Genomic DNA, 23,598 nt, shown 5'->3' with positions numbered 1-23,598 from the left:
CGCCGAGTGCTCAACCGCCCGGCAGCATTGCCTTCAGCGCTTCCGCCGTCTGCGGGTTCGCGGGAAAGAAGGATTCGATCGCGAGTTCCGACAGCGTGATGTCGACGGGCGTTCCGAAGACGGTCGTGGTCGAGATGAAGGAGAGTCGGCCTGCTTCGGTGACAAGTTCGAGCGGCACGGCAATGCCGGCAAAATCTCGTTCCGGCGCCACCGATTTCGGCGCCGCGGGTGCAGGGTAGGCCGACAATTCCTCAAGCAGTTTTGTCAGTACGGGATCGCCGGTTGCCGATATCTGCTGACGCAGGCGTTCCAATAGATGCGCGCGCCATTCGACCAGGTTGGCGATCCGGGGCGCAAGGCCATGCGGATGCAGGCTGAGCCTCAGGACATTGATCGGTGCTATGGTCAGTGAGATATTGGTCACGCCGGCAAGCAGCGGCGCGACAGCGGCATTGGCTGCTATCAGCGTCCAGTGCCGGTCGACTGCCAGGGCCGGGAAGGGTTCGTGTCCCTTCAGAAGCATGTCGATGGCGTGCCGCGCCGGAGCTAGCGCCGGGTCGTCCAGTTTGCGTTCGGGAAAGACGGGAGCAAAGCCCGCCGCCAGAAGCATCGGGTTGCGTTCGCGCAACGGCACGTCGAGCCGTTCGGCGAGATGCATCAGCATCTCGCGGCTCGGAAGTGCCCGCCCGCTCTCGATGAAGCTCAGATGTCGTTGCGATATATCGGCTTCAAGAGCGAATTCGAGCTGGCTCAGGCGGCGGCGTTGCCGCCATTCGCGCAGATGATCGCCGAGAGAGCGGGCCGGGTTCATCATGCGGCAGCCGGCAGCTGATCGATGAAGCCGTGAACGGACTTCAGCCTTTCGCCTTCGAGGATAGCAAAATCCGTGCCCTTGATCAGCGGTTCGGCGTCAACCGGTCCGAAGCCCCAGGAGAAGCGGAGATTGTTGTCGTGACGATCGCCATCGGTGATGAGCGTGAAGCGGAAACCGGGGAAGCGTTCGTGCGCCGCCGTGACCAGCGCGTGTATCTGCTCGCGATTATCAGCACGCATCATGGGGTCGACATAGCTGCAGTTTTCCGTCCATGCCGCGGCGATGAGCGCATGTCGGCGGTCGGTATCGGCCTCGTTCCAGATGGCGATATAGCGTTTTGCAATGGTGTTTGCGTCGGTCATCGGTCAACTCCTTTGGATCGCCTGAACCGTTCAGGCAGGGCGATCATCGGCGCGTACCGAAGCACTATCAATTACGTCGGAGGTAATCAAAGGCGCTCTTTTATAGCCCGAGCCAGATCCTGACGGGATGGGTGGGATCTGCCAACAGCTTGACTGCGAAGGCGATGCAGACGGCGACCAGCAGCGGCTTGATCAACTTAGCGCCGATCCGCATGGCAAGCCGGGAGCCGATCTGGGCGCCGAGGAACTGGCCGAGCCCCATCGTCAGCCCGACTTTCCAAAGGATGGCGCCGGAGAAGATGAAGACGATCAGGCTGCCGAGATTCGAGCCGAAATTGAGCAGCTTCGTATGGGCCGTCGCCTTTAGAAGGCCGAAGCCGGCGAGCGTCACGAAGGCGAGCATCAGGAACGAACCCGTACCTGGCCCGAATGCGCCGTCGTAGAAACCGATCAGCGGTACGAGCGTCACGCCGAAAAGGCCGGCGCTCAAGCGGCGATGCTTTTCGACATCGCCGAGATTGGGCTTGATGGCGAAATAGAGCGCGATGGCGATCAGCAGGAAGGGCAGGGCGATGCGCAGGACTTCGCTCGGCATGACGGTTGCCAGCAACGCGCCGAGCATGCCTCCGATGACGGCCATTGCGGCCATCGGAAGTTGCTCGCGAAGCTCGACATGTCCCTGCCTGGCATAGGCGATCGTTGCCGAGGCCGCGCCACAGATCGACTGCACCTTGTTCGTGCCGAGCGTCTGCAGCGGCGGAATACCTGCCAGCAACATTGCAGGCACGGTAATCAACCCTCCGCCGCCCGCGATCGAATCAACGAAGCCGGCAAAGAATGCGGCGGCAAACAGCAGGAGCAAGGCCTGAAATGTGATCTCGTACAAGGGGGGACTCTGGAATGGGAATTCTGGGGCGGGAAATCAGCGGCCTTCTGGCACTTCGCTCGTCACAAGGCAATTGCCATCAGGACACACCAAGCGAAATTGACGCACCGAAAGGCGCTCGCTACAGCTGTGATGTCGGTTGACGCTGTTGGGAGTGAATATGACGACCTATGCCAATTCCATCCGCCGCTATCTTCTTGGACTCGGCTGCGAGCGTGGCACCGATTGGAACGACATGCGCATGCTTGCGGAAAGGGCTTTTCAGGAGGCTGGGATCGGGAGCGAGGAGATTCTGGCCGTCGTGTCGATCGATACGCGCATGGATGAGCCGGCGATCCTCGAGACCGCCACGCATTTTCGTCTTCCCGTCCGCTTTTTCAAGGCGGCTGCATTGGAGCGGGAGACACCCAGGCTGAAGAATCCGTCCGAACTCGTTTTCGCCCATGCCGGTTGTCATGGCGTCGCGGAAGCGGCGGCGCTTGCGGCGGCCGGACCTGATTCCGAGCTTGTGCTCCCGAAGATCAAATCCAGTTTTGCGACGGCGGCGATCGCCAGGATCGCCTGAGCATCGAATTCGCCACGCAAATCTCACAAATGGCTCATAGGAGATCGCGGCGGCATTTCGCCGTCCGCGGTTCTCGTGTATGCCGATAGTTCAAGCGCGATCCGTGATGTTGAAAATTTCCGAAAGATAAAGCTTATTCAGTATGTTGGTAAGGAAAAATCATGCATAAGGTCATTTATGATACCGATCCGGGCGTTGACGACGCCATGGCGCTTCTCTTCCTGCATCGTCACCCGGATATCGACCTTCTTGGCGTGACCACGGTTTTCGGCAACGCTTCGGTGGATACGACGACCCGCAATGCGCTGTTCCTGAAGCGCGAGTGGAATATTGCCTGTCCGGTCGCGCGCGGCGCCAGCGTCACTTTCGATCCTTCGCGGCATGAGCGTCCGTGGCCGACCATGGTTCACGGCCATAACGGCCTCGGCGACATCGAGGTACCCGATACGATCGATCTGCCGGCCGACCCGCGGCCGGCTTACCAGTTCATCATCGACACCGTTCGCGCCAATCCGGGCGAGGTGACCCTGGTAGCCGTCGGCCGCATGACCAATCTGGCTCTGGCGCTGAAGCACGATCCAGAAATCGCCAAGCTCGTGAAGGGCGTCGTCATCATGGGCGGCAATTTCTATGTGCCCGGCAATGTTTCACCAGTGGCAGAAGCCAATATTCACGGCGATCCGGAAGCCGCCGATTTCGTCATGACGGCAGCCTGGAAGGTGGTCGTGGTGGGTCTCGACGTAACGGCGGTGACGACCATGAGCCGCCGCTATCTGGCCGATATGGCGAGGGAGGGCGGACCTTCGGTACAGCTGCTGGCCGACCTGTCGCAGTCTTATATCGATTTCTACAAGCACGCCGTCGAAGACGGCATGATGGTGCACGACAGCTGCGCCTGCGTCTATGTTGTCGCTCCCGAGCTATTCGACACGATCGAAGGCGCGGTACGCGTCGTCTGCGGCGGCATCGCCGACGGCCAGACGATCGTCAAGCCGAACGGCCGTCATTTCCCGCCGGGCGATTGGGACAATCTGCCGAGCCAGATCGTGTGCACGGGCATTCGCTCGCAGCAGGTCATCGATCTGATCCGCGACGTGATCGTGGGCAAGGTGAAACACTAAGCTCCGCGAAGGGAGGCCATCGCGTCTCCCTTCACATCTCGCTGAAAAGCCATTTCCTTGGCTTGTCATGCGCCTATTTAAGTTTCGGACATATCGGATCCGGAGCGCCACACGATCAATCCGTGCGTTTTCCATTTTCTGTCGCCGGTGGAAAAGCTCATAGCGTGCTATCGCTCACGCGGAACGGTCCTGTGGCGTAATGTCGGCAACGGGAACGGTGTCGAACTGAGGCCGTCTTATCCCGTTCTCAACATTGCAATTTCGCCCATCCGGGCATAGGACACATGGGATGAACGATACCGCTTTTTCCACTCTGCCGGCCCTGGAGCCGGGGTCGGTCTGGCTCGTTGGCGCCGGGCCGGGCGATCCGGGGCTCCTGACCCTGCTGGCGGCCAAAGGGCTGGCCGAGGCGGATATCATCGTGCACGACGCACTTGTGAATGAGGATTGCCTGAAGCTCGCCCGCCCGGGCACTGTGCTGGAATATGCCGGCAAGCGCGGCGGCAAGCCATCGGCGAAGCAACGGGACATTTCCCTGCGGCTGGTGGAACTGGCGCGGGCGGGCAAACGCGTGCTGCGTCTGAAGGGCGGCGATCCTTTCGTTTTCGGACGCGGCGGCGAGGAGGCGTTAACGCTGGTCGAGCACGGGATTCCCTTCCGCATTGTGCCCGGCATTACGGCTGGGATCGGCGGCTTGGCCTATGCCGGCATTCCCGTCACCCATCGCGACGTCAACCATGCCGTCACCTTCCTGACCGGCCACGATTCGTCCGGCATCGTACCGGATGCTATCGACTGGGAAGCGATTGGCAGGGGATCGCCCGTCATCGTCATGTATATGGCGATGAAGCACATCGCCCAGATCAGCGCCAATCTCATCGCCGCCGGCCGTTCGGCGGACGAGCCTGTTGCCTTCGTCTGCAATGCGGCCACACCCTCTCAACAAGTCCTGGTGACGACGCTTGGGCGTGCGCCTGCTGATGTCGAAGCCTCCGGCCTCGAGCCGCCCGCCATCGTCGTCGTCGGCGAGGTGGTGAAATTGCGGCCGTCGCTGGATTGGCTTGGCGCACTTTCCGGCCGTACGCTAGTGCCGGCGGCTGAAAGGCCCGGCGAAAGCGGACGCAAGGTGCCGGCATGAGCGGCCTTTTGATCGCGGCACCCTCTTCAGGCTCCGGCAAGACCACGTTTACGCTCGGTCTGCTGCGGGCGCTGCGAAACAAAAGTGTTGCGGTCGCATCCGGCAAAGCCGGACCGGATTACATCGACCCCGCCTTTCATGCGGCAGCGGTCGGATCAGCCTGCCTCAACTTCGATCCCTGGGCCATGCGAGCCGAACTCATTTCCGCTAACGCGGCACTTCATCGCGCCGGCGGACGAATGCTCGTCATCGAGGGGATGATGGGCCTGTTCGACGGTGCTGCTGACGGCACGGGGACGCCGGCCGATCTTGCCGCCTTGCTCGGTCTTTCCGTCGTGCTCGTCGTCGACGCCTCGCGTATGTCGCAATCGGTTGCCGCCGTAGTTGCCGGTTTCGCCAATTTTCGTGCCGATATCCGCATTGCCGGTGTGGTCCTCAATCGCGTCGCCAGCGACAGGCATGAGAGAATGCTGCGCCAGGCGCTGAATGCCATACGCATGCCTGTTGTCGCGGTTATCCGCAGTGATGCCAGCTTGGCATTGCCGGAGCGGCATCTCGGCCTGGTGCAGGCGGGAGAGCATGGAGCGCTGGAGCATTTCATCGAAGCGGCTGCTGAGGTCGTTGCGAAAGCCTGCGATTTCGAACTGCTCCTGCGGGCGGCGCAGCGGCATGTCGTCCGCTCGTCCGTTGCGAATATTGCCCGTCTGATGCCGTTTGGTCAGCGCATTGCCGTGGCGCGGGATATCGCCTTTGCCTTCTGCTACGAGCATATGCTGCTCGGCTGGAGGCGCCGAGGGGCGGAGATTTCCTTCTTTTCCCCGCTTGCGGACGAGGCGCCTTCGGGCGATGCCGATGCCGTTTATCTGCCGGGCGGCTATCCGGAATTGCACGCTGAAAAGTTGGCCGCTGCCCGGCATTTCCAGGATGGCATGAAGGCTGCTGCCGGGCGTGGAGCACGTATCTATGGTGAGTGCGGCGGGTACATGGTGCTCGGCGACGGGCTGGTCGATGCTGCGGGTGTCCGTCACGGGATGCTCGGCCTATTGCCCGTCGTCACCAGCTACGAAAAGCGGCAGCGTCATCTCGGCTATCGGCGCGTGATGCCGCTTGCCGGCTCCTTCTTCGACAAGCCGATGACGGCGCATGAGTTTCATTATTCGACCATTGTGTCGGAAGGCAAGGCGGATCGCCTGTTTGCGGTCAGGGATGCGCTTGATGCCGATCTGGGCGCTGCTGGTCTGCAACGCGCCAATGTCGCCGGCTCCTATATGCATCTGATCGATCTTGCCGGTGATGCAGCATGACGAGCAGGATTATTCATGGCGGCGGCGTCACCGCGGCGGCGCGCCAATATGGCGGACGTCCGGAGGATTGGCTGGACCTGTCAACGGGCATCAACCCCAATCCCGTGCCGCTGCCCGAAATTCCCGTCACAGCATGGCACCGGCTGCCGGATCAGCACTTGCAGGAGCGAGCGCGAGAGGCGGCGAGGAGCTATTATCGCAGCGGCGATATCCTGCCCTTGCCGGTTCCAGGCACGCAGTCGGTCATTCAATTGCTTCCGAGGCTCGTGCCCGGCGGCAGCGTTGCGATCCTCTCTCCGACCTATGGCGAATATGCGCGCGCCTTCACGCTCGCGGGCCTGCGGGTTCGCCTGGTTTCGACGATTGCCGAGCTCACCGTCGATGACAGGCTCGTCGTTGCCGTCAATCCCAACAATCCCGATGGGCGGACGCTGTCCGTCGAGCAGTTGCGGGATCTGCATGAAAGGCAGCGCCAGCACGACGGCATTCTTCTGGTCGATGAGGCTTTCGGCGATATCGAACCGGCGGCAAGCTTGGCGCCTTTTGCCGCCTCGATGCCGAATCTTATTATCTTCCGCTCCTTTGGAAAGTTTTTCGGCCTGGCCGGCCTGCGACTCGGCTTCGTGATTGCCGAGGTCTCCATCTTGGATCGCTTCGAGGATTGGCTTGGTCCGTGGGCTGTTTCCGGACCGGCGCTTTCGATCGCGGCGTCCCTCATGGATGGCGACACAAGCGCCATCCGCAATCGTATTCTTGAGCGGCACGCGGCTCTTGAGGCGGTTCTTCGTCGCTCGAGGCTACATGTCGCCGGAGGCACCGCCCTATTTGCACTGGTTGCAGACGACCGCGCCGAGGGCATATATACCCATCTCTGCCGCCGCCATATTCTGGTTCGCAAGTTCGATTATGCGCGCAATTGGCTGCGCTTCGGGCTTTCGCCGGATGAGGAAGCGGATCAAAGACTCGCCGGGGCACTAGAGTCGGATGATTTTAGGTCTGTTCGACCTAAAATCTGAATCCGCTCTAGAATCAAAGAAGTAGAGCATGATGCCGAAAACCGCTCAAACACTTTTCGGCATCATGCTCTAGAGGATTATTCGACATGACCGCCGACGAACATTTGCTCATTCTGGTCCTTGCGTTGCTGCTCGACCGCATCGTCGGCGATCCCCACTGGTTGTGGGAGCGCTTTCCGCATCCGGTCGTGCTGTTCGGCAGGGCGATTTCATATTTCGATGGCCGGTTCAATGCAAAGCATCTGCCCGGCGTGCTCCGCCGCCGCAACGGGATCATGTCGATCATCGCGCTGCTCATGGGAGCCGTCATCGCCGGCTGGGCCGTTCACGGATTTTTCGCCTTCTTCGGCTGGCTCGGCATATTGGCCGAAGCGATACTCGCGGCGGTTTTCCTGGCGCAGAAAAGCCTTGCCGATCATGTCGGCGAGGTATCACGAGCGTTGCGTGCGGACGGTCTGCAGGGCGGTCGGCTCGCCGTATCGCGCATCGTCGGCCGCGATCCCGAGACACTGGACGAGCCCGCGATCTGCCGCGCGGCCATCGAAAGTCTCGCCGAGAACTTTTCCGACGGCGTCGTTGCCCCGGCCCTTTGGTATGGCGTTTTCGGCCTGCCGGGGCTGTTCTTCTACAAGATGCTCAATACCGCCGATTCGATGATCGGCCATAAGTCCGAGACCTATATAGATTTCGGTCGCGCCGCCGCGCGCCTGGACGATATTGCCAACTGGCCGGCTGCACGGCTCTCCATTCTGCTGATTGCCGCCGGAGCCTTGGCCAAGCGGGGGATCTCCGCGCTTGGAAACGCGATCCGCATCGCGGTCCGGGATGGCGGGCTGCACCGTTCTCCCAATTCCGGCAGGCCGGAGGCGGCCATGGCAGGCGCGCTCGATATCCAGCTTGCCGGTCCGCGAATCTATGGCGGGGAACTCGTGCGTGAACCGATGATCAACGGCTCCGGCCGCGACACCGCTACCGTCAGCGATATCGAAGCCGGTATTTCCATCTTCTATTCCGCATGCTCGATGCTGACGTTTCTCGCCTTTTTGGGATTTCTGCTGCTGCTGTGAGCGCCCCTAAATTAAGCAATCGCTCACTATATGTATTAATTTGGTATAATTAGCATAGCGATAGACTCTCCCATCGTCTGAATTGCTCCGGAAGGAAGCAAACAGTCGGAGGGGACAAGATGAAGCGTGTCGCATTCGTAGCAACGGCATGTCTGTTCATGCAGTTTCATGCCATTTCGGCTCATGCCGGAACTGTTCTTGCAGTGGTCGATCTTCGATCGCAAACAATGACCGTTTCCGAGGACGGGGCTTTTAAATATCGCTGGCGCGTATCGACGGCTCGCACGGGCTATGTCACGCCTGTCGGCTCCTACACCGCCAAATGGCTGTCCAGGGATCACCGCTCGAAAAAATATGACGATGCGCCGATGCCCTATGCCGTGTTCTTCAACGGCGGCTATGCCATTCACGGTACTTACGAGGTGAGGCGGCTTGGCCGGCCGGCATCGCATGGTTGCGTGCGGCTCGATACGCGCAACGCCGCCACCTTCTTCGCGATGACATCGGATGCGGGGCTTCACAATACCCGTATCGTGATCAGCGACTAGCGCCGTAACGTGCAAGCCTTTCGCTTCGGTGTGGCCGCAATGCTGCCGCATCTTGCGCGCATGCCGCCCTTGATCCCGCAATTGTGACGCGATTGTCACTTTGCTGTTTGCGCAACAGTGCTTCGCCAAATTGCCGGAGTTTCTGGTGGAAACCATTGGCTTTTGATATGGATTTCCCTATGAGGGGGTGAATTATTATTTCAAGAGGTATGGGCAGTGACTGCTACATTTGACAAAGTTGCCGACATCATCGCTGAAACCAGCGAAATCGATCGTGACACGATCACCCCGGATAGCCATACGATCGACGACCTCGGTATCGACAGCCTGGACTTCCTGGATATCGTCTTCGCTATCGATAAGGAGTTCGGCATCAAGATCCCGCTCGAGAAGTGGACGCAGGAAGTCAACGAAGGCAAGGTCTCGACCGAAGAGTATTTCGTGCTGAAGAATCTCTGCGCCAAGATCGATGAATTGCGCGCCGCCAAGGGCTGAGCAACATCCTTGCATTTTTTGACGCCCAGCCGCCCTGAATATGGCGGCCGGGCGGTTTCATTCTTAAATAGCATGTCCCGGCCCGGCGCATCCTGCGTTATCGGGTTGGAGCGGAGGCGTTGATGCTGCTGGAATATTTCCAGATGATCGACAGGATCGAATCCGTCGATCTGTCCAAGGGTCTGTTGAAGGCGCATTCCGTCGTTCCGGCGAAAAGCCCGGTTTTCGAAGGCCATTTCCCGGGCATGCCGCTCGTCCCGGGTGTTCTGCTGATCGAAACAATGGCGCAGGCCTCCGGCATGCTCGTGCTTGCCGCGACGAAATTCGCCTATATGCCATTCCTGATGTCGGTCGACGGCGCCAAGATGCGGACCTTCGTGGAGCCGGAAGCGAAACTTGATATCGAAGCCGAACTTGAGCATGACGGTTCGGGTTTCGCCGTCACCAAGGCGCGCATCACCATCGCCGGAAAGAAGGTCTGCGATGCGCAGTTGAAGCTGCGGACCATGCCGTTTAATGAGTTGCCGCTAGGCGATATCGTGCGCAAGCGGGCAGGCGAAGTCGGGCTTCTCGACGCCATCGCCGCCAACGGTTGATGCTGCGGGCTTGTTCGGCACCGCCGCATTCGAAGAGGATTGATGAATGAGCAAGGCTCAGAATGATGTGGTGATCACGGGTATCGGCGTCGTTACCTGTCAGGGTGTCGGCAAGGACGCGCATATCGCCCTTTTGAAGGCCGACAAGGCGCCGGCGACCATCGTCGAAACCGAGAAGTTCAAGCCCTATCCCGTGCATCCGCTGCCTGAAATCGACTGGTCCCAGCAGATCCCCAAGCGGGGCGATCAGCGCCAGATGGAAAACTGGCAGCGCATCGGCGTCTTCACCGCCGGTCTTGCTCTTGATGATGCCGGCTTCAAGGATGATCTGGAAGCCTGCGGCACCATGGACATGATCGTTGCAGCCGGCGGTGGCGAGCGCGACACCAATGTCGATACGTTGATCGTCAACGAAGGCCTGAAGCGCAACGATCGCGAATTGCTTCTAAACGAGAAACTGACCACAGAACTGCGGCCGACTTTGTTCCTGGCGCAGCTTTCCAACCTGCTTGCAGGCAATATCTCGATCGTCCACAAGGTCACGGGCTCGTCGCGCACCTTCATGGGTGAGGAAGCTGCCGGTATTTCCGCCGTCGAAACCGCTTTTCATCGCATCAAGTCGGGCGAATCGAGCCATGCTCTGGTGGGGGGCGCCTTTTCAGCGGAGCGCCTGGACATGATCCTGCTGATCGAGGCGATCAATGCCCATGCTCGGGGTGACTGGCATCCCGTCTGGTCGCGCAAGCCGGAAGACGGCGGCATGATCATGGGATCGCTGAGCGCCTTCCTCGTTCTTGAATCGCGTGCCCATGCCGAAGGCCGCGGCGCGCATATTTATGCGACCATCGATGCGGTCGAGGGTGATCGTGGTCGTCGCGACGAGGGCAAGTTCGAAGCGCGGCTGGAGCGCTTGCTCGCACCGGCGGCCAAGCAGGCGTCTGGCGATGCGACGGTCGTCTTTTCCGGGACGACGGCAATCCCCGATCTGGCCCAGCGCGAAAAGACGGTGCTCGAGGCGCAGCTTCCGGGCGCGGCCATCCGCGCCTATTCCGGTATTTCCGGACACGGGCTGGAAAGCCAGTTCCCGCTTGGGCTCGCCTTCGCGGCACTTGCTGTCGCCAGCCAGGCCAAGGTGCCGCCCTTCGATGCCGGGCACGAAAAGCCGATGGCGACGGGTGCGCGCAAGGCCGTGGTGACGACCGTTGGGCATTCGCGCGGTGAAGGCATCGCCGTACTTTCCGCTGAAGCGTGAGGAGCAGGATATGACCGCTTACAAGGATCATCTCGGACGTCCGATCGTCGCCGTCACCGGCATGGGAATCATCACGTCGCTGGGGCAGGGCCTGCAGGATAACTGGAACGCGCTTTCGTCCGGCACATCAGGCATTCACGGCATTACGCGCTTCCCGACCGACGGGCTTTCGACGCGTATCGCCGGCACGGTGGATTTCATCGACATTCCGGCGCCGAACGCCGTCGAGCGTTCCTACGCCTTCGCCCGCGAAACGACCATCGAAGCTTTGGCGCAGGCCGGCATTTCGGGCGATTTCGACGCACCGCTCTTCCTGGCCGCGCCACCGATCGAGCCGGAATGGAGCGCGCGTTTCGAGCTCGCCGACCGCTCACCGCCGGCCGATCATCAGGGTGACGCCTATGAGCGCTTCCTCGCCGCCATGCGCGAGCGTCCGGATCCTGCCTTCCATGAAGCGGCACTTTTCGGCGCCATTTCCGAACGCCTTGCCGATCGCTTCGGCACGCGCGGGCTGCCGGTGACGCTGTCGACGGCCTGTGCATCGGGCGTGACGGCGATCCAGCTCGGCATCGAGGCGATCCGCCAGGGCCGCACGACGCGGGCGCTCACGGTCGCAACCGATGGCTCGCTCAGCGCCGAAGCGCTGATCCGCTTCTCGCTGCTGTCGGCCTTGTCGACCCAGAACGATCCGCCGACCAAAGCCTCCAAGCCCTTCAGCAAGGACCGCGACGGCTTCGTCATTGCCGAAGGAGCGGCGACGCTGGTGCTGGAATCGCTGGAAGCAGCGGTTGCGCGCGGCGCGAAGATCCTCGGTATCATGAAGGGCGCCGGCGACAAGGCCGACTCCTTCCATCGCACGCGCTCTTCGCCCGATGGCGGCCCTGCGATCGCGACGATCCGCGCCGCGCTTGCGGATGCTGGCATGGAAGAGGCCGATATCGGCTACATCAACGCTCACGGCACTTCGACGCCGGAGAACGACAAGATGGAATATGGTGCCATGTCCGCCGTCTTCGGCGAGCGGCTTCCGACCATTCCGGTTTCGTCGAACAAATCGATGATCGGCCATACGCTGACGGCTGCGGGCGCGGTCGAGGCGGTGTTCTCGCTGCAGACCATGCTCACCGGCACGCTGCCGCCGACCATCAACTACAACAATCCGGATCCGTCGATCATCCTCGACGTGGTGCCGAACAAGAAGCGTGAAAAGCAGGTGAACGCCGTCCTTTCGAACTCTTTCGGGTTCGGCGGCCAGAATGCCAGCCTTGTCATGGCGCTTGAACCGGCTTAATCGGACGTCTGAAAAACAGAATACAACTGCGCCCAAGGGGCGAGGGACTTTGCCATGCGTGCTTTGCAACTGATCGACGACCGCAAACTCGAGATCACCGATCTGCCGGAGCCGGATGCGCCGGGCGCGGGTGAGGTGACCCTGCGTGTTAAGGCCGTCGCGCTCAACCATATCGACGTCTGGGGCTGGCGCGGCATGGCATTCGCCAAGCGCAAGATGCCGCTGGTCATCGGCGCTGAGGCCGCGGGCGTCGTCGAAGCGATCGGGCCGGGCGTTGCCAACGTCCTGCCTGGGCAGCTCGTATCGATCTACGGCGCGCAGACCTGCGGCCTGTGCCGCCATTGCCGCGAAGGCCGCGACAATCTCTGCGAACATGTCAGCGGCGTGCACGGCTTCCACCTTGATGGTTTCGCTCAGGAGAAGGTCAATCTTCCGGCTCGCCTGCTTGTTCCGGCGCCTCCCGGCGTCGATGCGATCGGCGCGGCCCTTGCTCCTGTAACCTTCGGCACCGTCGAGCATATGCTCTTCGACAATGCCAAGCTCGAACCGGGCGAGACGATCCTCGTTCACGCGGGCGGCTCGGGTATCGGCACTGCCGCTATCCAGCTTGCCAAGAAGATCGGCTGTACCGTGATCACCACGGTCGGTTCCGACGACAAGATCGAGAAGGCGAAGGCGCTGGGCGCCGATCACGTCATCAACTACCGCACCGACCGCTTCGAGGGCGTCGTGCGCAAGCTGACGAAGAAGAAGGGTGTCGACGTGGTCTTCGAACATGTCGGCAAGGATACCTGGGCCGGCTCCATGCTCTGCATGAAGCGCGGTGGCCGTCTCGTGACCTGCGGCTCGACCTCGGGCGTTTCGACCGATATCAATCTGATGATGCTGTTTCAGCAGCAATTGAAGCTGCTCGGCTCCTTCGGTTGCCGTATGGAGAACATGGCCAATGCCATGCAGAAGATGGCACGCGGCCTCGTTCATCCTGTCATCGATACCGAAGTGAGCTTCGGTGACATCGACCGGGCGCTGGAGCGGATGGAATCGCGCCAGATCTTCGGTAAGATCATCCTGAAGATGGACTGAGCCGCGTGAAGCTTTTCATCACCCGGATCGTCCTGGCGCTCAGAAATTTCCAGCAGTGGCTGGTGGCGCAGGTCATTTTCGGATTCCTCAATTTCCTGAAGATGTTTCCGGCGGATGCGGGCATAAATTTTGCCGATCGGCTGACCCGCAAGATCGGCCCGCGAATGCGCCGGCATCAGCTGATGCTGACCAATCTGCGCAATGCCTTTCCGGAAAAGAGCGAGGCGGAAATCGAGGAGATCGCACGCGCAAGCTGGGGGAATATGGGCCGGCTTGCAGCCGAATATGTCTTTCTCGACCGGCTGTTCGACTTCGATCCCCATAGCGACAAGCCCGGGCGGATCGAAGTTTCGGGCATTCCGATTTTCCTCGATCTCAGGGACAATCCGCGACCGTTCATCGTCTTTACCGGGCACACCGGCAATTTCGAGCTGCTGCCGGTCGCCGGCGCCGCTTTCGGCCTGACGGTGACCGTATTGTTCCGTCCGCCGAACAACCCCTATGTCGCGAAGAAAGTCTTCGACTTCCGCGCCAAACGCATGGGCAGTCTTGTGCCGTCTCACGCCGGATCATCCTTCAGCCTTGCGAGGGAATTGGAGGCGGGTCGCGGTGTCGGCGTACTGGTCGATCAGAAATTTCGCAAGGGCTTGAAGACCCGGTTCTTCGGCCGGGACGTGAAGACGAATCCGCTTTTGCCGAAACTTGTGCGCCAGTTCAATTGCGAGGTCTATCCGGCTCGCTGCATCCGGCTGCCCGGCAATCGCTACCGGCTGGAAATCGAGCCGAAGCTTGAGATGCCGCGCAACGAGGCGGGCAGCCTCGATCTAACAGCGACGGCGCAGATGCTGAACGACAAGGTGGAGAGCTGGGTAAGGGAAAATCCCGAACAATGGCTCTGGTATCACGATCGCTGGAATATTAAGAAAACCGTTTTCTAGGCCTGTATTCAGGCGCGTGCGCGACGGATCTAAGCGCAGATTTCCATCCTGTCCTTCATGCAGTCATTGCTTCCGGTAAGCCTTGCTTTTCAGAAAGTTCTCCTTTCCCGAGAACTTCCATTCATCCGGATTGAAAGTGCAGGTAAGTCATGTTAATTCACAATGTAGAAAGTTTGGTGAGAATGCGGACACCAAACTGAGTATCTTTGGGCATGGCAACGCCGGGAAACGAGGCCCCTGCGTCCTGTTGTGTTCAGGGACAGGAGGGCAATTTTGCTGGCACTCTTTCATGCCTTCTCCACGAAATGTAATCAGATTCAGCGTGCGATAAAACTTGGCGACGACGAGCTTGTAGCGTCGCTTGATCGTGAATTGGAGCCACTTATCGCGGCGATTTTGGCGTACAAAGCCACGAGCCTGCTCGAAATCTACATGCAGCTCCAGTTCATGAACAATCTCATCCGGGAAGAAGCGGATGATCGGTCGCGAGTGATGCACAATTCCGTTTCGCTTTCGGTGCTGATCGACCGTTATTTCGGCGGCGCAAACCAAGTGGCCGGCGAAGTCCTGCGAGCGTTTGCGAGTGAGAAAACCAGTCTCGACAATGAATTGGGATTCGAGGAAGGCAGCGTTTTGAACGATGTCATTCTGGATAGCTTGCCGGATCGCGTTGCGGTCGTCACGCGGGACTATCGTTATCTCTACAGCAACGCGGCCAATTCGGAATTTCTGAAATCGAAATCGATGGAGCTCGTCGGGCGCCATATCTCCGAATTCGTCGGTTCCGACTATTTCGAAAGCAGTGTGAAGGCAAAGCTCGATGCCTGCTTTGCCGGCGAGAAGGTGGAGTGCCTCTATCCGTCCTATCGTCAGGTGGAGCCCGGCAAGGTGCTTCACTGCACGATGACGCCGCTGCGTGCCAAGACAGAAGTGATCGGCGCGCTACTCGTCATGCATGAGATCATCGCCGTTCCCACGGGCATGCTGGTGGCCTGACCTCGCGCTCAGGCCCCAAACAGCAGTTTTCCGATCGCATCCGCCATCAAGCGAGGATCCGTTTTACCTGATTTTCTGTCGCTCCGGTCCGGCTCGGCCGCGGCGGATCGCAACCCGTCGCCCGCCGGAGTGTCATCGCTCCCACACTCGAAGCATTGACAGCGAAACCTGATCACTTTCGGTTTCTTCATGCCGTCAACCTGTTCCAGCTTGCAAAGGGATCGGGCAGGTCCCGCCAGCGCTCCGGCGTGAAACGATCCGCCTTGACGAGGCAAGCATCCAGCTCTGCCGTGATCTGCTTCTCGCTCATCGGGTCGGCGCCGATGAACACCAGTTCTTGGCGGCGGTCGCCCCAAATTGGGTCGAGATAAGGTGCGAGGGCCTGTTTGAAAGAGGGATCGCGTGGCCATTGGTCCTTGGGCACGGCAGCCCACCAGAGCCCCATCTTGCTCGTGCGAACGAGAGCGCCGGCCTGACTCATCTCGCCGACATAATAGGGCCGGGTCGCAAGCCAGAAGAAGCCCTTGGCCCGGACAACGCCCGGCCAGGAACGATTGAGAAAGGCTTGAAATTTAGTGGGATCGAACGGTTTCTTCGCGCGATAGACGAAAGAACGGATTCCGTATTCCTCCGTTTCCGGAACGTGATTCTTGAAGCCGTGCAGCTCCTTGTACCAGAGCGGATGGGTTTCAGCACGGTCGATGTCGAAGCGGCCGGTGCCGAGAACCTCTTGCGGCTCAACCATGCCAAAGTCAGTTTCGATCAACCGGGCATCCGGATTGAGCCCGACGATGATCTTGCGGGCCGCGTCGCGCTGCTCGGCGGTTGCGGAGCCGACCTTATTCAAGATGACGACGTCGGCAAATTCGATCTGTTCGACCAACAGGTCGACGATGGTCCTGTTATCGCCGTCGCCGGCTGTTTCGCCACGATCGGCAAGGAAATCCGTCGAACCATAATCGGCAAGAAGGTTGGCGGCATCGACGACCGTCACCATCGTATCGAGCCGGGAGACGTCGGAGAGGCTGCTGCCATCCTCGTCGCGGAACTCGAAAGTAGTGGCGACGGGCAGGGGTTCGGCGATGCCAGTCGATTCGATCAGGAGATAATCGAAACGGTCCTGCTCCGCGAGCTGGCGCACTTCCTTCAGCAGGTCCTCGCGTAATGTGCAACAGATGCAGCCGTTGGTCATCTCGACCAGCTGTTCTTCGGTGCGCGAGAGATTGGCGCCGCCATCGCGCACCAGTGCGGCATCGATATTCACCTCGCTCATGTCGTTGACGATGACGGCGACGCGCAGGCCCTCACGATTGTTGAGGATATGGTTGAGTAGTGTCGTCTTGCCGGCGCCGAGGAAACCGGAGAGGACAGTGACCGGAAGCTTCTTGTTCATGGCAACCTCTTTTGTAATGTAATATCATTACATTTATTGCGATGAAAAAAGCGAGCAATTGACTCGCTTCCTTCGGCGTATGTGGCCTCATTCAGGAGAGGCAGGCTTTCAGAGAACTTGCGATACCGCGCATCAGGTCGAAATAGAGATCCGGCCCTTGCGGCAGCGTTGCGGCTTCCGGATCGAGAACGCCCGATTTCGCCTGCGTGCCTTCGAGCACCACATTGACCAGCTTCGGCTCGAATTGCGGTTCGGCGAAGACGCAGGTCGCGCCGAGATCTGCGACTTTGCTGTGAATTTCGGCCACGCGCTGTGCACCCGGAATGGTTTCCGGGCTGACCGTGATGGAGCCGGAAACGCGCACGCCGTAGCGATGCTCGAAATATTGGTAGGCGTCGTGGAAGACGATGAAAGGCTTTTCTTTTACCGGGGCGAGCGTGGAGGCAATTTCCGCATCCAGCGCGTCAAGCTTGTCGTTCAGAGCCTTCTGGTTTGCTTCATAGGTCAGCGCATTGGCAGGGTCGGCCGCGACCAGCGATGTGGTGATCTCGGCGACCATCGCCTTGGCATTGTGTGGATCGAGCCAGAGATGGGTATCGAACTCACCGTGATCGTGGTCGCCATGATCGTGCGCATGATTTCCCCCGGCGTCATGTTCGTCGCCGTCGTCATGCGGCTCGAAGGCGCCGCCCTCGCGAAATTTGAGCTTGGTGATGCCGGGCGCATCGTCGAGTTCCACGACAGTGGCGTTGGCGCCGAGGGATGCGAGCGGCTTCTCCAGGAAGGCTTCCATGCCTGGCCCGACCCAGAAAACCACCTTAGCCTGCTGGAGGCTGCGGGCATTCGAAGGTTTCAGCGCATAGGTATGCGGCGAGGCGGCGCCGTCAACGATCAGATCAGGCGTGCCGACCCCTTGCATGATCGCGGCGACAAGCGAATGGATCGGCTTGATGGAGACGACGACCTTTGGTGCATCGGCTGCGGTCGCGGCGGTGCCGGCAAGCAGGCCGGAAAGCAGGAGGGTGGCGGCGAGGGGAATAAAAGCTTTTGCTGCGTTCATGCGATAAATGCCCTTGAATGGGTCTGTTATGTTATTACATCAATTGCGTTATGCTATAACGTGTGCGATAGCATGGCGCAATAGTGCAATTGGAAATTTCATGCTTTCTTCCATCGACAGCAAGAGCCGGCCACTGGTGTCGCTCCATGATGTCGGCGTCCGCCGTGATGGCCGCTGGCTGGTGCGCGGCGTCGATTTTTCCGTGAGCCGAGGCGAGATCGTCACCCTGATCGGCCCGAACGGCTCCGGCAAATCCACCAGCGCCAAGACGGCGATCGGCGTTTTGAAGCCGGACGAGGGGCATGTCGACCGTATTGCCAATCTGAAGGTCGGTTATGTCCCGCAGAAGCTTGCCATCGATTGGACTTTGCCGCTCAGCGTGCAGCGATTGATGACGCTGACTGGGCCTCTGCCGGAGCGCGAGCTGATCGCAGCGCTGGAAGCTGTCGGCATTGCCCATCTCGTCAAGGCCGAGGTGCAGTATCTCTCCGGTGGCGAATTCCAGCGGGCGCTGCTTGCGCGCGCCATCGCCCGCAAGCCCGATCTGCTTGTTCTGGACGAGCCGGTGCAGGGGGTGGATTTCAGCGGCGAGATCGCGCTTTACGACTTGATCAAGTCGATCCGCAATTCGCAAGGCTGCGGCATATTGCTGATCTCGCACGATTTGCATGTCGTCATGGCGGCCACGGATACGGTGGTTTGCCTGAACGGCCATGTCTGCTGCCGCGGCACGCCGCAGAGCGTCAGCCAGAGCCCTGAATATGTGAAGCTGTTCGGCACGCGCGCAGCGCAATCCCTGGCGATCTACAGCCATCATCACGACCATACGCATCTGCCCGATGGCCGTGTGCGGCATGCCGACGGCTCAATAACCGATCATTGTCATGCCGACGACGGCCACCATCATCATGCGCATGACGATCATGATGATCATCATCACGGCCATGACCATGCCGAGGGAGAGCGCCATGTTTGACGATTTCTTCCTGCGGGCCGTCGTCGCCGGTGTCGGGCTGGCGCTGACGACCGGGCCGCTCGGCTGCTTCATCATCTGGCGCCGCATGGCCTATTTCGGCGATACGATTTCGCATTCGGCGCTGCTCGGCGTGGCGCTGTCGCTGCTTTTCCAGCTCAACCTCACGCTCTCCGTCTTTGCGGTTGCGGCACTCGTCTCGATCCTGCTTCTGCTGCTGCAGCGGCGGCAGGCGCTGTCGGCGGATGCGCTGCTCGGCATTCTCTCGCATGCGACTTTGGCGATCGGTCTCGTCATCGTCGCTTTCATGAGCTGGGTGAGGATCGATCTCATCGCCTTCCTCTTCGGCGATATCCTGGCCGTCAGCCAGTCCGATATCGCGGTGATCTGGGGCGGCGGCATCCTCGTTCTGGCCGCGATCGTCTGGCTCTGGCGGCCGCTGCTGGCCTCGACCGTCAATCCCGAGCTTGCCGAGGCCGAAGGGTTGCGACCTGAGCGTGCGAGGCTGCTTTTCATGCTGCTGATGGCCGTAGTGATCGCGATCGCCATGAAGATCGTCGGCATACTTCTTATCACCGCGCTGCTGATCATTCCCGCCGCCACCGCGCGCCGCTTTGCCGCGACGCCGGAGACGATGGCGATTTTTGCCTCGCTGCTCGGCGCCATCGCTGTTGTCGGCGGCCTTTTCGGATCGCTGCGTTACGATACGCCGTCCGGGCCTTCCATCGTCGTTGCAGCGCTCGTCTTGTTTATCATCAGTCTGCTGCCGCTCGTTCGCAGGGCCGGCACGCCAGCGGCGCAACAGAGAGGACAGTCATCATGACGACTCCGATGCTCACCAAGAACCAGACGCTTGTTTTCGATGTCCTGACCAAGGCGGAAGCGCCGCTGAGCGCCTATACCATTCTCGACAAGCTGCGCGATCAAGGTTTTCGCGCGCCGCTGCAGGTCTATCGCGCCTTGGACAAGCTGCTCGAATATGGCGTGGTGCACCGGCTTGAGAGTATCAACTCCTTCGTCGCCTGCGCCCATCCAAACGAGGATTGCCATAGCCACGGCCTCGTCGCCTTCGCCATCTGCGAAAGCTGTGGCCAGGTGATCGAATTCCACGATCACGAGGTGGATCATCGGCTGATGGATTGGCTGAAGTCGCAGAAGTTCAAGGCGGAGAAGTCGACCATCGAAATCCGTGGCCATTGCGCCAACTGCGCAGCATGAGCTTGGGACAGAGGTTTATTCCGCTGTTACCAGATTGTTATGAGAATTTCCTAATCTAATCTTTTAAGATCGCGGGCGAAGCGCTGCCAGTTGGCGACATAGTTGCTGGCAGAGCGGCGCAGGCTTTCGATCGCGGCCTCGTCCAGCGTGCGGATGGCCCTTGCCGGTGCGCCGACGATCAGCGAACCATCCGGAAATTCCTTGCCTTCGGTAACAAGCGCATTGGCGCCGACGAGGCAATTATTGCCGATCTTCGCGCCGTTCAACACGGTGGCGCCCATGCCGATCAGCGAATTGTTGCCGATGGTGCAGCCATGGATGATGGCGTGATGGCCGATGGTGCAGCCTTCGCCGATCGTGACAGGGAAGGCCGGGTCGGTATGAACCATCGCGCCCTCCTGGATGTTCGTGCGCTTGCCGATGACGATCGGTTCGTTGTCGCCGCGCAGCACCGCGCCGAACCAGATGCCGACATCCTCGCCGATCTCGACCTTGCCGATCACGCTTGCGTCAGGCGCGATCCAGTAGCGGCCCGGGCCGGGTGTTTTCGGCGTCAGGCCGGCGAGGGCGTAGAGCGGCATGGTCGATCCTCCTCGATCAGACGACGTTCAATACCAGGTTTGCGACGCCATCGACGGCGCAGCTGATCCGGTCGCCGCGGGCAACGGGACCGACGCCGGCGGGTGTGCCGGTCATGATGATATCGCCCGGCGCGAGCGTGAAGAGCTTGGAGAGCTCGGCGATGATTTCCGGCACCTTCCAGATCATCTGGGAGAGATCGCCCCTCTGGGTAGCCTCGCCATTGCGCATCAGCCAGATGCCGCCCTTGTCGGGATGGCCGACACGGGTGGCGGGCACGAGTGCGGAGACGGGCGCCGAATGATCGAAGGCCTTGCCGATTTCCCAGGGACGGCCGAGCTTCTTGGCCTCGCCCTGCAGGTCGCGGCGGGTGAAATCAATGCCGACGCCATAGCCGTAGACGCAATCCAGCGCCTTTTCGACCGGGATATTTGCACCGCCACTGCGCAGCGCCACCACTAGCTCCACCTCGTGATGCACGTCCGACGATAGGGCAGGATAGGGGAAATCGCTCGATACAAGCAGATTGTCCGGATTCTTCTGGAAGAAGAAGGGCGGTTCGCGGGTCGGATCATGCCCCATCTCGATGGCGTGGTCGGCATAGTTGCGGCCGACGCAATAGACGCGGCGCACGGGGAAAAGCTTGGTCTCGCCCTCGATCGGCAGAAGAACGGCGGCGGGTGGGGGAATGACTGTCGTCAGTGGAGTGTTCATATAGGCTTTCGAAACTTTCATCTTTTTCGGAGGGCCGCTGCCCTCCGACTCCGTGCGGCAAACTAGCATCATTGTTACAGCCACGAAAACTGGCCTTTTTGAGGGATTCGGTGTAGAGCGCGGATCAGAAAGGTTTCCCATGTATAGCGACGCGCTGAAAAACGGCCGCAAGATCTTTGCGGTAGCACCGATGATCGACTGGACGGATCGCCATTGCAGGTTCCTGCATCGGCAGATCAGCCGGCATGCGCTGCTCTATACCGAGATGGTGGTGGCCGACGCGATCATCCATGGGCCGCGCGACCGGCTGCTGGGGCGCGATGCCACCGAGCATCCCGTTGCCCTGCAGCTGGGCGGCTCCGATCCGGCCAAGCTTGCAGAGGCGCTGCGCATCGCGGAAGCCCATGATTACGACGAAATCAACCTGAATGTCGGCTGCCCGTCCGATCGCGTGCAGTCCGGCACCTTCGGCGCTTGCTTGATGCTGACGCCGGAGACGGTGGCGTCCTGCGTCGCCGCGATGAAGGCGGTCTCGAAGGCGCCCGTCACGGTGAAATGCCGTATCGGCGTCGACGAGCAGGAACCGGAAGAGGCGCTGCCGGAGCTGATGACGCGCGTGCTCGATGCCGGCGCGGACGCGATCTGGATCCATGCGCGCAAGGCTTGGCTGAAAGGCCTGTCGCCGAAGGAGAACCGCGAGATCCCGCCGCTGGATTATGACATCGTCTATCGTATGAAGCAGCGCTGGCCCGAAGTCTTCATCGGCATCAACGGCGGCATTCAGACGCTGGATCAGGCGGAAGCGCATCTCGCCCATGTCGATGGCGTCATGCTCGGCCGTGCCGCCTATCAGAATGCCGCGATCCTTGCCGATGTCGACCATCGCTTCTATGGCGAACCGGCCACCGAGGCCGATTGGAACGGGCTGCGCGATCGGATGATGGCCTATGTGGAGCGCCATATCGCCAATGGCGGCCGCCTGCAGCATGTCGCGCGTCATATGATCGGTCTCTTCACCGGCCTGCCGGGATCGCGGCGCTATCGCCAGATCCTCTCCACCGATGCCAACAAGCCGGGCGCAGGGCCGGAGGTGATTGCCGCCGCTTTCGCCGCGGTGGATTTTGCCGGCGAGGGCGAACGCGTCAGCGCTTGAGAAGGCCCTGATTCCTACCACCATCGTCCTTCGAGGGTAGCTTTCGCTCCCACCACAGCGGGAGGGCTGATCGGCTGGGAGTCAGGGAGTAGTTTGGTGTTAAAAGATCACCTCACACCCGTCATCCTCGGGCTTGACCCGAGGATCGGGCTTGACCCGAGGATCCACGCCCAAGCACATTGGTACGTCTAAATCGACGAGAGTGCTGGTTTCGCTTTGGGAGCGGATCTCTTTTCGCCAGAGGAGGCGGTGAGGCTGGTGCCTGGATCCTCGGGTCAAGCCCGAGGATGACGGAATGTTAGAGCAATTCCAGCAAAAGTGCGAAGCGATTTCGCGCCCGGAACTGCGTAAAAACAAGAGGATAGAGCGTTTTCGCGATTCGAAGAAAAGCGGAGATGCTCTAGGATGTTCCGGGCCAGAGAACGGACTTGCGGTAAGGGCATAGCCAAGCTTGCTTCAGGACGAGGGTGCCATCCTCACAAACGAAAAACGGCGCGGTTTGCACCGCGCCGTTCGAAACCTTGATCAGGCAGTCACACAGGCTTAGTTAGCCTGGATGTTGACGGCCTTCGGGCCCTTGCCCATGCGATCCGGCTCGGTGTCGAACGTGACCTGCTGGCCTTCGCGCAGCGACTGGATGCCGGAAGCCTGAAGAGCGGAGATATGGACGAAAACGTCCTTAGCGCCGCCGTCAGGAGTGATGAAACCAAAACCCTTGTCCTGGTTGAAGAATTTTACGGTGCCCTTGGTGGCCATGGGGGATAGTCCTTTACCCATCAGTCTTAGTTTATCCGGATTAACCCGGACGGCTTTGCTCCCGCGACATGCGAAAGCTAGTCGAGAAGTCACGTACGGGGAAAGAACGTCTGCGCGGGTCGAAAGACCCAACCGCTGCCTGGCGCAAGCGGATCACCAAATCAGTCCAGTCACCGGCATGAAAATGCCCGAGCATGCGTATGGGTGACAGGGTTTGTGGAAAAAGGCAAGGGGTAATATTAGGCCAGGGTGGGAAACGGGTAGGATAGGGTGGGGATTT

The 23,598-nt window shown here is 60.3% G+C and carries 26 protein-coding genes; 18 read left to right on the top strand and 8 right to left on the bottom strand.

Annotated features, from left to right (window positions below; all coding sequences use genetic code 11):
• Nucleotides 1–10: 10 nt before the first annotated feature.
• The 3 genes from FP026_RS20310 to FP026_RS20300 form a co-directional block, all read right to left on the bottom strand.
• A complete protein-coding gene (locus FP026_RS20310; protein WP_149636409.1) occupies nt 11–814 on the bottom strand; it encodes a helix-turn-helix domain-containing protein in 804 nt (267 codons plus the stop codon).
• Nucleotides 811–1,176 (bottom strand): nuclear transport factor 2 family protein, encoded by a 366-nt coding sequence (locus FP026_RS20305; RefSeq protein ID WP_149636408.1) that lies wholly within the window; start codon nt 1,174–1,176, stop codon nt 811–813. Before FP026_RS20305 ends, FP026_RS20310 begins: the two co-directional genes overlap by 4 nt.
• Before the next feature lie 100 nt (nt 1,177–1,276).
• Nucleotides 1,277–2,062 (bottom strand): TSUP family transporter, encoded by a 786-nt coding sequence (locus tag FP026_RS20300; protein WP_149636407.1) that lies wholly within the window; start codon nt 2,060–2,062, stop codon nt 1,277–1,279.
• A 160-nt stretch (nt 2,063–2,222) separates the two neighbouring features.
• On the opposite strand from FP026_RS20300, the gene FP026_RS20295 reads away from it, so the two are divergent.
• The 14 genes from FP026_RS20295 to FP026_RS20230 all read left to right on the top strand — a co-directional run bounded on the left by FP026_RS20295 (nt 2,223) and on the right by FP026_RS20230 (nt 15,472).
• Entirely contained in the window at nt 2,223–2,627 is a 405-nt protein-coding gene (locus FP026_RS20295) for a cobalamin biosynthesis protein (RefSeq protein ID WP_149636406.1), read from the top strand.
• Between the two features lie 161 nt (nt 2,628–2,788).
• Nucleotides 2,789–3,748, top strand: a complete 960-nt coding sequence (locus FP026_RS20290; RefSeq protein WP_149636405.1) for a nucleoside hydrolase — start codon at nt 2,789–2,791, stop codon at nt 3,746–3,748.
• A 289-nt stretch (nt 3,749–4,037) separates the two neighbouring features.
• On the top strand, nt 4,038–4,886 hold the full coding sequence (gene cobA / locus FP026_RS20285) for a uroporphyrinogen-III C-methyltransferase (protein WP_149636404.1): 849 nt from the start codon (nt 4,038–4,040) through the stop codon (nt 4,884–4,886).
• Nucleotides 4,883–6,190, top strand: a complete 1,308-nt coding sequence (locus FP026_RS20280) for a cobyrinate a,c-diamide synthase (protein ID WP_149636403.1) — start codon at nt 4,883–4,885, stop codon at nt 6,188–6,190. Before cobA ends, FP026_RS20280 begins: the two co-directional genes overlap by 4 nt.
• Nucleotides 6,187–7,206: a threonine-phosphate decarboxylase CobD gene (cobD, locus tag FP026_RS20275; protein WP_149636402.1), complete on the top strand. Its 1,020-nt coding sequence runs from the start codon at nt 6,187–6,189 to the stop codon at nt 7,204–7,206. Before FP026_RS20280 ends, cobD begins: the two co-directional genes overlap by 4 nt.
• 86 nt (nt 7,207–7,292) lie before the next feature.
• The gene (gene cbiB / locus FP026_RS20270; RefSeq protein ID WP_149636401.1) at nt 7,293–8,273 is read left to right on the top strand and encodes an adenosylcobinamide-phosphate synthase CbiB; all 981 of its coding nucleotides are present in this window, start codon (nt 7,293–7,295) and stop codon (nt 8,271–8,273) included.
• Between the two features lie 119 nt (nt 8,274–8,392).
• Entirely contained in the window at nt 8,393–8,821 is a 429-nt protein-coding gene (locus tag FP026_RS20265; protein WP_112343986.1) for a L,D-transpeptidase, read from the top strand.
• Between the two features lie 216 nt (nt 8,822–9,037).
• Nucleotides 9,038–9,316 carry an acyl carrier protein gene (locus FP026_RS20260; RefSeq protein WP_041677496.1) on the top strand — a complete coding sequence of 93 codons (279 nt, stop codon included), beginning with the start codon at nt 9,038–9,040 and terminating at the stop codon, nt 9,314–9,316.
• Between the two features lie 122 nt (nt 9,317–9,438).
• Nucleotides 9,439–9,912 carry a 3-hydroxyacyl-ACP dehydratase FabZ family protein gene (locus FP026_RS20255; protein ID WP_149636400.1) on the top strand — a complete coding sequence of 158 codons (474 nt, stop codon included), beginning with the start codon at nt 9,439–9,441 and terminating at the stop codon, nt 9,910–9,912.
• Between the two features lie 46 nt (nt 9,913–9,958).
• Nucleotides 9,959–11,164, top strand: coding sequence for a beta-ketoacyl-ACP synthase (locus FP026_RS20250; RefSeq protein ID WP_149636399.1), 1,206 nt, complete (start codon nt 9,959–9,961; stop codon nt 11,162–11,164).
• 10 nt (nt 11,165–11,174) lie between these two features.
• On the top strand, nt 11,175–12,455 hold the full coding sequence (locus FP026_RS20245; RefSeq protein WP_149636398.1) for a beta-ketoacyl-ACP synthase: 1,281 nt from the start codon (nt 11,175–11,177) through the stop codon (nt 12,453–12,455).
• Between the two features lie 54 nt (nt 12,456–12,509).
• A complete protein-coding gene (locus FP026_RS20240) occupies nt 12,510–13,538 on the top strand; it encodes a zinc-binding dehydrogenase (RefSeq protein ID WP_149636397.1) in 1,029 nt (342 codons plus the stop codon).
• A gap of 5 nt (nt 13,539–13,543) precedes the next feature.
• Complete coding sequence (locus FP026_RS20235; RefSeq protein ID WP_149636396.1) at nt 13,544–14,476, top strand: lipid A biosynthesis lauroyl acyltransferase; 933 nt, start codon at nt 13,544–13,546, stop codon at nt 14,474–14,476.
• A gap of 273 nt (nt 14,477–14,749) precedes the next feature.
• The gene (locus FP026_RS20230) at nt 14,750–15,472 is read left to right on the top strand and encodes a PAS domain-containing protein (RefSeq protein ID WP_149636395.1); all 723 of its coding nucleotides are present in this window, start codon (nt 14,750–14,752) and stop codon (nt 15,470–15,472) included.
• 187 nt (nt 15,473–15,659) lie between these two features.
• Here FP026_RS20230 and zigA read toward each other — a convergent pair whose 3' ends face one another.
• Nucleotides 15,660–16,865, bottom strand: coding sequence for a zinc metallochaperone GTPase ZigA (zigA, locus tag FP026_RS20225; protein WP_149636394.1), 1,206 nt, complete (start codon nt 16,863–16,865; stop codon nt 15,660–15,662).
• A gap of 91 nt (nt 16,866–16,956) precedes the next feature.
• Nucleotides 16,957–17,925 (bottom strand): zinc ABC transporter substrate-binding protein ZnuA, encoded by a 969-nt coding sequence (gene znuA, locus FP026_RS20220; protein ID WP_149636393.1) that lies wholly within the window; start codon nt 17,923–17,925, stop codon nt 16,957–16,959.
• A 100-nt stretch (nt 17,926–18,025) separates the two neighbouring features.
• Between znuA and FP026_RS20215 the strand changes: the two genes are divergently transcribed.
• Genes FP026_RS20215 through FP026_RS20205 form a run of 3 tightly spaced genes read left to right on the top strand, consistent with a single transcriptional unit; the run spans nt 18,026 to nt 20,116 of the window.
• Complete coding sequence (locus FP026_RS20215) at nt 18,026–18,901, top strand: ATP-binding cassette domain-containing protein (RefSeq protein ID WP_149636392.1); 876 nt, start codon at nt 18,026–18,028, stop codon at nt 18,899–18,901.
• A complete protein-coding gene (znuB, locus tag FP026_RS20210; protein ID WP_149636525.1) occupies nt 18,894–19,721 on the top strand; it encodes a zinc ABC transporter permease subunit ZnuB in 828 nt (275 codons plus the stop codon). The genes FP026_RS20215 and znuB overlap by 8 nt, the downstream gene beginning before the upstream one ends.
• A complete protein-coding gene (locus tag FP026_RS20205; protein ID WP_149636391.1) occupies nt 19,718–20,116 on the top strand; it encodes a Fur family transcriptional regulator in 399 nt (132 codons plus the stop codon). The genes znuB and FP026_RS20205 overlap by 4 nt, the downstream gene beginning before the upstream one ends.
• A 50-nt stretch (nt 20,117–20,166) precedes the next feature.
• On the opposite strand, the gene FP026_RS20200 is transcribed toward FP026_RS20205, so the two are convergent.
• Both FP026_RS20200 and FP026_RS20195 read right to left on the bottom strand, forming a co-directional pair.
• Nucleotides 20,167–20,697: a gamma carbonic anhydrase family protein gene (locus FP026_RS20200; RefSeq protein ID WP_149636390.1), complete on the bottom strand. Its 531-nt coding sequence runs from the start codon at nt 20,695–20,697 to the stop codon at nt 20,167–20,169.
• Nucleotides 20,698–20,713: 16 nt separating this feature from the next.
• Nucleotides 20,714–21,409, bottom strand: a complete 696-nt coding sequence (locus tag FP026_RS20195; protein WP_149636389.1) for a fumarylacetoacetate hydrolase family protein — start codon at nt 21,407–21,409, stop codon at nt 20,714–20,716.
• A 139-nt stretch (nt 21,410–21,548) separates the two neighbouring features.
• On the opposite strand from FP026_RS20195, the gene dusA reads away from it, so the two are divergent.
• Nucleotides 21,549–22,562: a tRNA dihydrouridine(20/20a) synthase DusA gene (gene dusA, locus FP026_RS20190; protein ID WP_149636388.1), complete on the top strand. Its 1,014-nt coding sequence runs from the start codon at nt 21,549–21,551 to the stop codon at nt 22,560–22,562.
• 543 nt (nt 22,563–23,105) lie between these two features.
• On the opposite strand, the gene FP026_RS20185 is transcribed toward dusA, so the two are convergent.
• Nucleotides 23,106–23,318, bottom strand: a complete 213-nt coding sequence (locus FP026_RS20185; RefSeq protein ID WP_004109325.1) for a cold-shock protein — start codon at nt 23,316–23,318, stop codon at nt 23,106–23,108.
• Between the last annotated feature and the right edge of the window lie 280 nt (nt 23,319–23,598).

Origin of the sequence: Martinezella tropici, assembly GCF_008370325.1 — a bacterium.
In the GTDB taxonomy this organism is placed as follows: domain Bacteria; phylum Pseudomonadota; class Alphaproteobacteria; order Rhizobiales; family Rhizobiaceae; genus Rhizobium; species Rhizobium tropici_B.
This window is presented reverse-complemented; position numbering and strand designations above follow the sequence as displayed.

What these genes read in the sequence shown, in the direction of transcription:
- FP026_RS20310 (WP_149636409.1), bottom strand. Translation starts at nt 814, where the DNA reads ATGATGAACCCGGCCCGCTCTCTCGGCGATCATCTGCGCGAATGGCGG.
- FP026_RS20305 (WP_149636408.1), bottom strand. Translation starts at nt 1,176, where the DNA reads ATGACCGACGCAAACACCATTGCAAAACGCTATATCGCCATCTGGAAC.
- FP026_RS20295 (WP_149636406.1), top strand. Translation starts at nt 2,223, where the DNA reads ATGACGACCTATGCCAATTCCATCCGCCGCTATCTTCTTGGACTCGGC.
- FP026_RS20290 (WP_149636405.1), top strand. Translation starts at nt 2,789, where the DNA reads ATGCATAAGGTCATTTATGATACCGATCCGGGCGTTGACGACGCCATG.
- cobA (WP_149636404.1), top strand. Translation starts at nt 4,038, where the DNA reads ATGAACGATACCGCTTTTTCCACTCTGCCGGCCCTGGAGCCGGGGTCG.
- FP026_RS20280 (WP_149636403.1), top strand. Translation starts at nt 4,883, where the DNA reads ATGAGCGGCCTTTTGATCGCGGCACCCTCTTCAGGCTCCGGCAAGACC.
- cobD (WP_149636402.1), top strand. Translation starts at nt 6,187, where the DNA reads ATGACGAGCAGGATTATTCATGGCGGCGGCGTCACCGCGGCGGCGCGC.
- cbiB (WP_149636401.1), top strand. Translation starts at nt 7,293, where the DNA reads ATGACCGCCGACGAACATTTGCTCATTCTGGTCCTTGCGTTGCTGCTC.
- FP026_RS20265 (WP_112343986.1), top strand. Translation starts at nt 8,393, where the DNA reads ATGAAGCGTGTCGCATTCGTAGCAACGGCATGTCTGTTCATGCAGTTT.
- FP026_RS20255 (WP_149636400.1), top strand. Translation starts at nt 9,439, where the DNA reads ATGCTGCTGGAATATTTCCAGATGATCGACAGGATCGAATCCGTCGAT.
- FP026_RS20250 (WP_149636399.1), top strand. Translation starts at nt 9,959, where the DNA reads ATGAGCAAGGCTCAGAATGATGTGGTGATCACGGGTATCGGCGTCGTT.
- FP026_RS20245 (WP_149636398.1), top strand. Translation starts at nt 11,175, where the DNA reads ATGACCGCTTACAAGGATCATCTCGGACGTCCGATCGTCGCCGTCACC.
- FP026_RS20240 (WP_149636397.1), top strand. Translation starts at nt 12,510, where the DNA reads ATGCGTGCTTTGCAACTGATCGACGACCGCAAACTCGAGATCACCGAT.
- zigA (WP_149636394.1), bottom strand. Translation starts at nt 16,865, where the DNA reads ATGAACAAGAAGCTTCCGGTCACTGTCCTCTCCGGTTTCCTCGGCGCC.
- znuA (WP_149636393.1), bottom strand. Translation starts at nt 17,925, where the DNA reads ATGAACGCAGCAAAAGCTTTTATTCCCCTCGCCGCCACCCTCCTGCTT.
- FP026_RS20215 (WP_149636392.1), top strand. Translation starts at nt 18,026, where the DNA reads ATGCTTTCTTCCATCGACAGCAAGAGCCGGCCACTGGTGTCGCTCCAT.
- znuB (WP_149636525.1), top strand. Translation starts at nt 18,894, where the DNA reads ATGTTTGACGATTTCTTCCTGCGGGCCGTCGTCGCCGGTGTCGGGCTG.
- FP026_RS20205 (WP_149636391.1), top strand. Translation starts at nt 19,718, where the DNA reads ATGACGACTCCGATGCTCACCAAGAACCAGACGCTTGTTTTCGATGTC.
- FP026_RS20200 (WP_149636390.1), bottom strand. Translation starts at nt 20,697, where the DNA reads ATGCCGCTCTACGCCCTCGCCGGCCTGACGCCGAAAACACCCGGCCCG.
- FP026_RS20195 (WP_149636389.1), bottom strand. Translation starts at nt 21,409, where the DNA reads ATGAACACTCCACTGACGACAGTCATTCCCCCACCCGCCGCCGTTCTT.
- dusA (WP_149636388.1), top strand. Translation starts at nt 21,549, where the DNA reads ATGTATAGCGACGCGCTGAAAAACGGCCGCAAGATCTTTGCGGTAGCA.
- FP026_RS20185 (WP_004109325.1), bottom strand. Translation starts at nt 23,318, where the DNA reads ATGGCCACCAAGGGCACCGTAAAATTCTTCAACCAGGACAAGGGTTTT.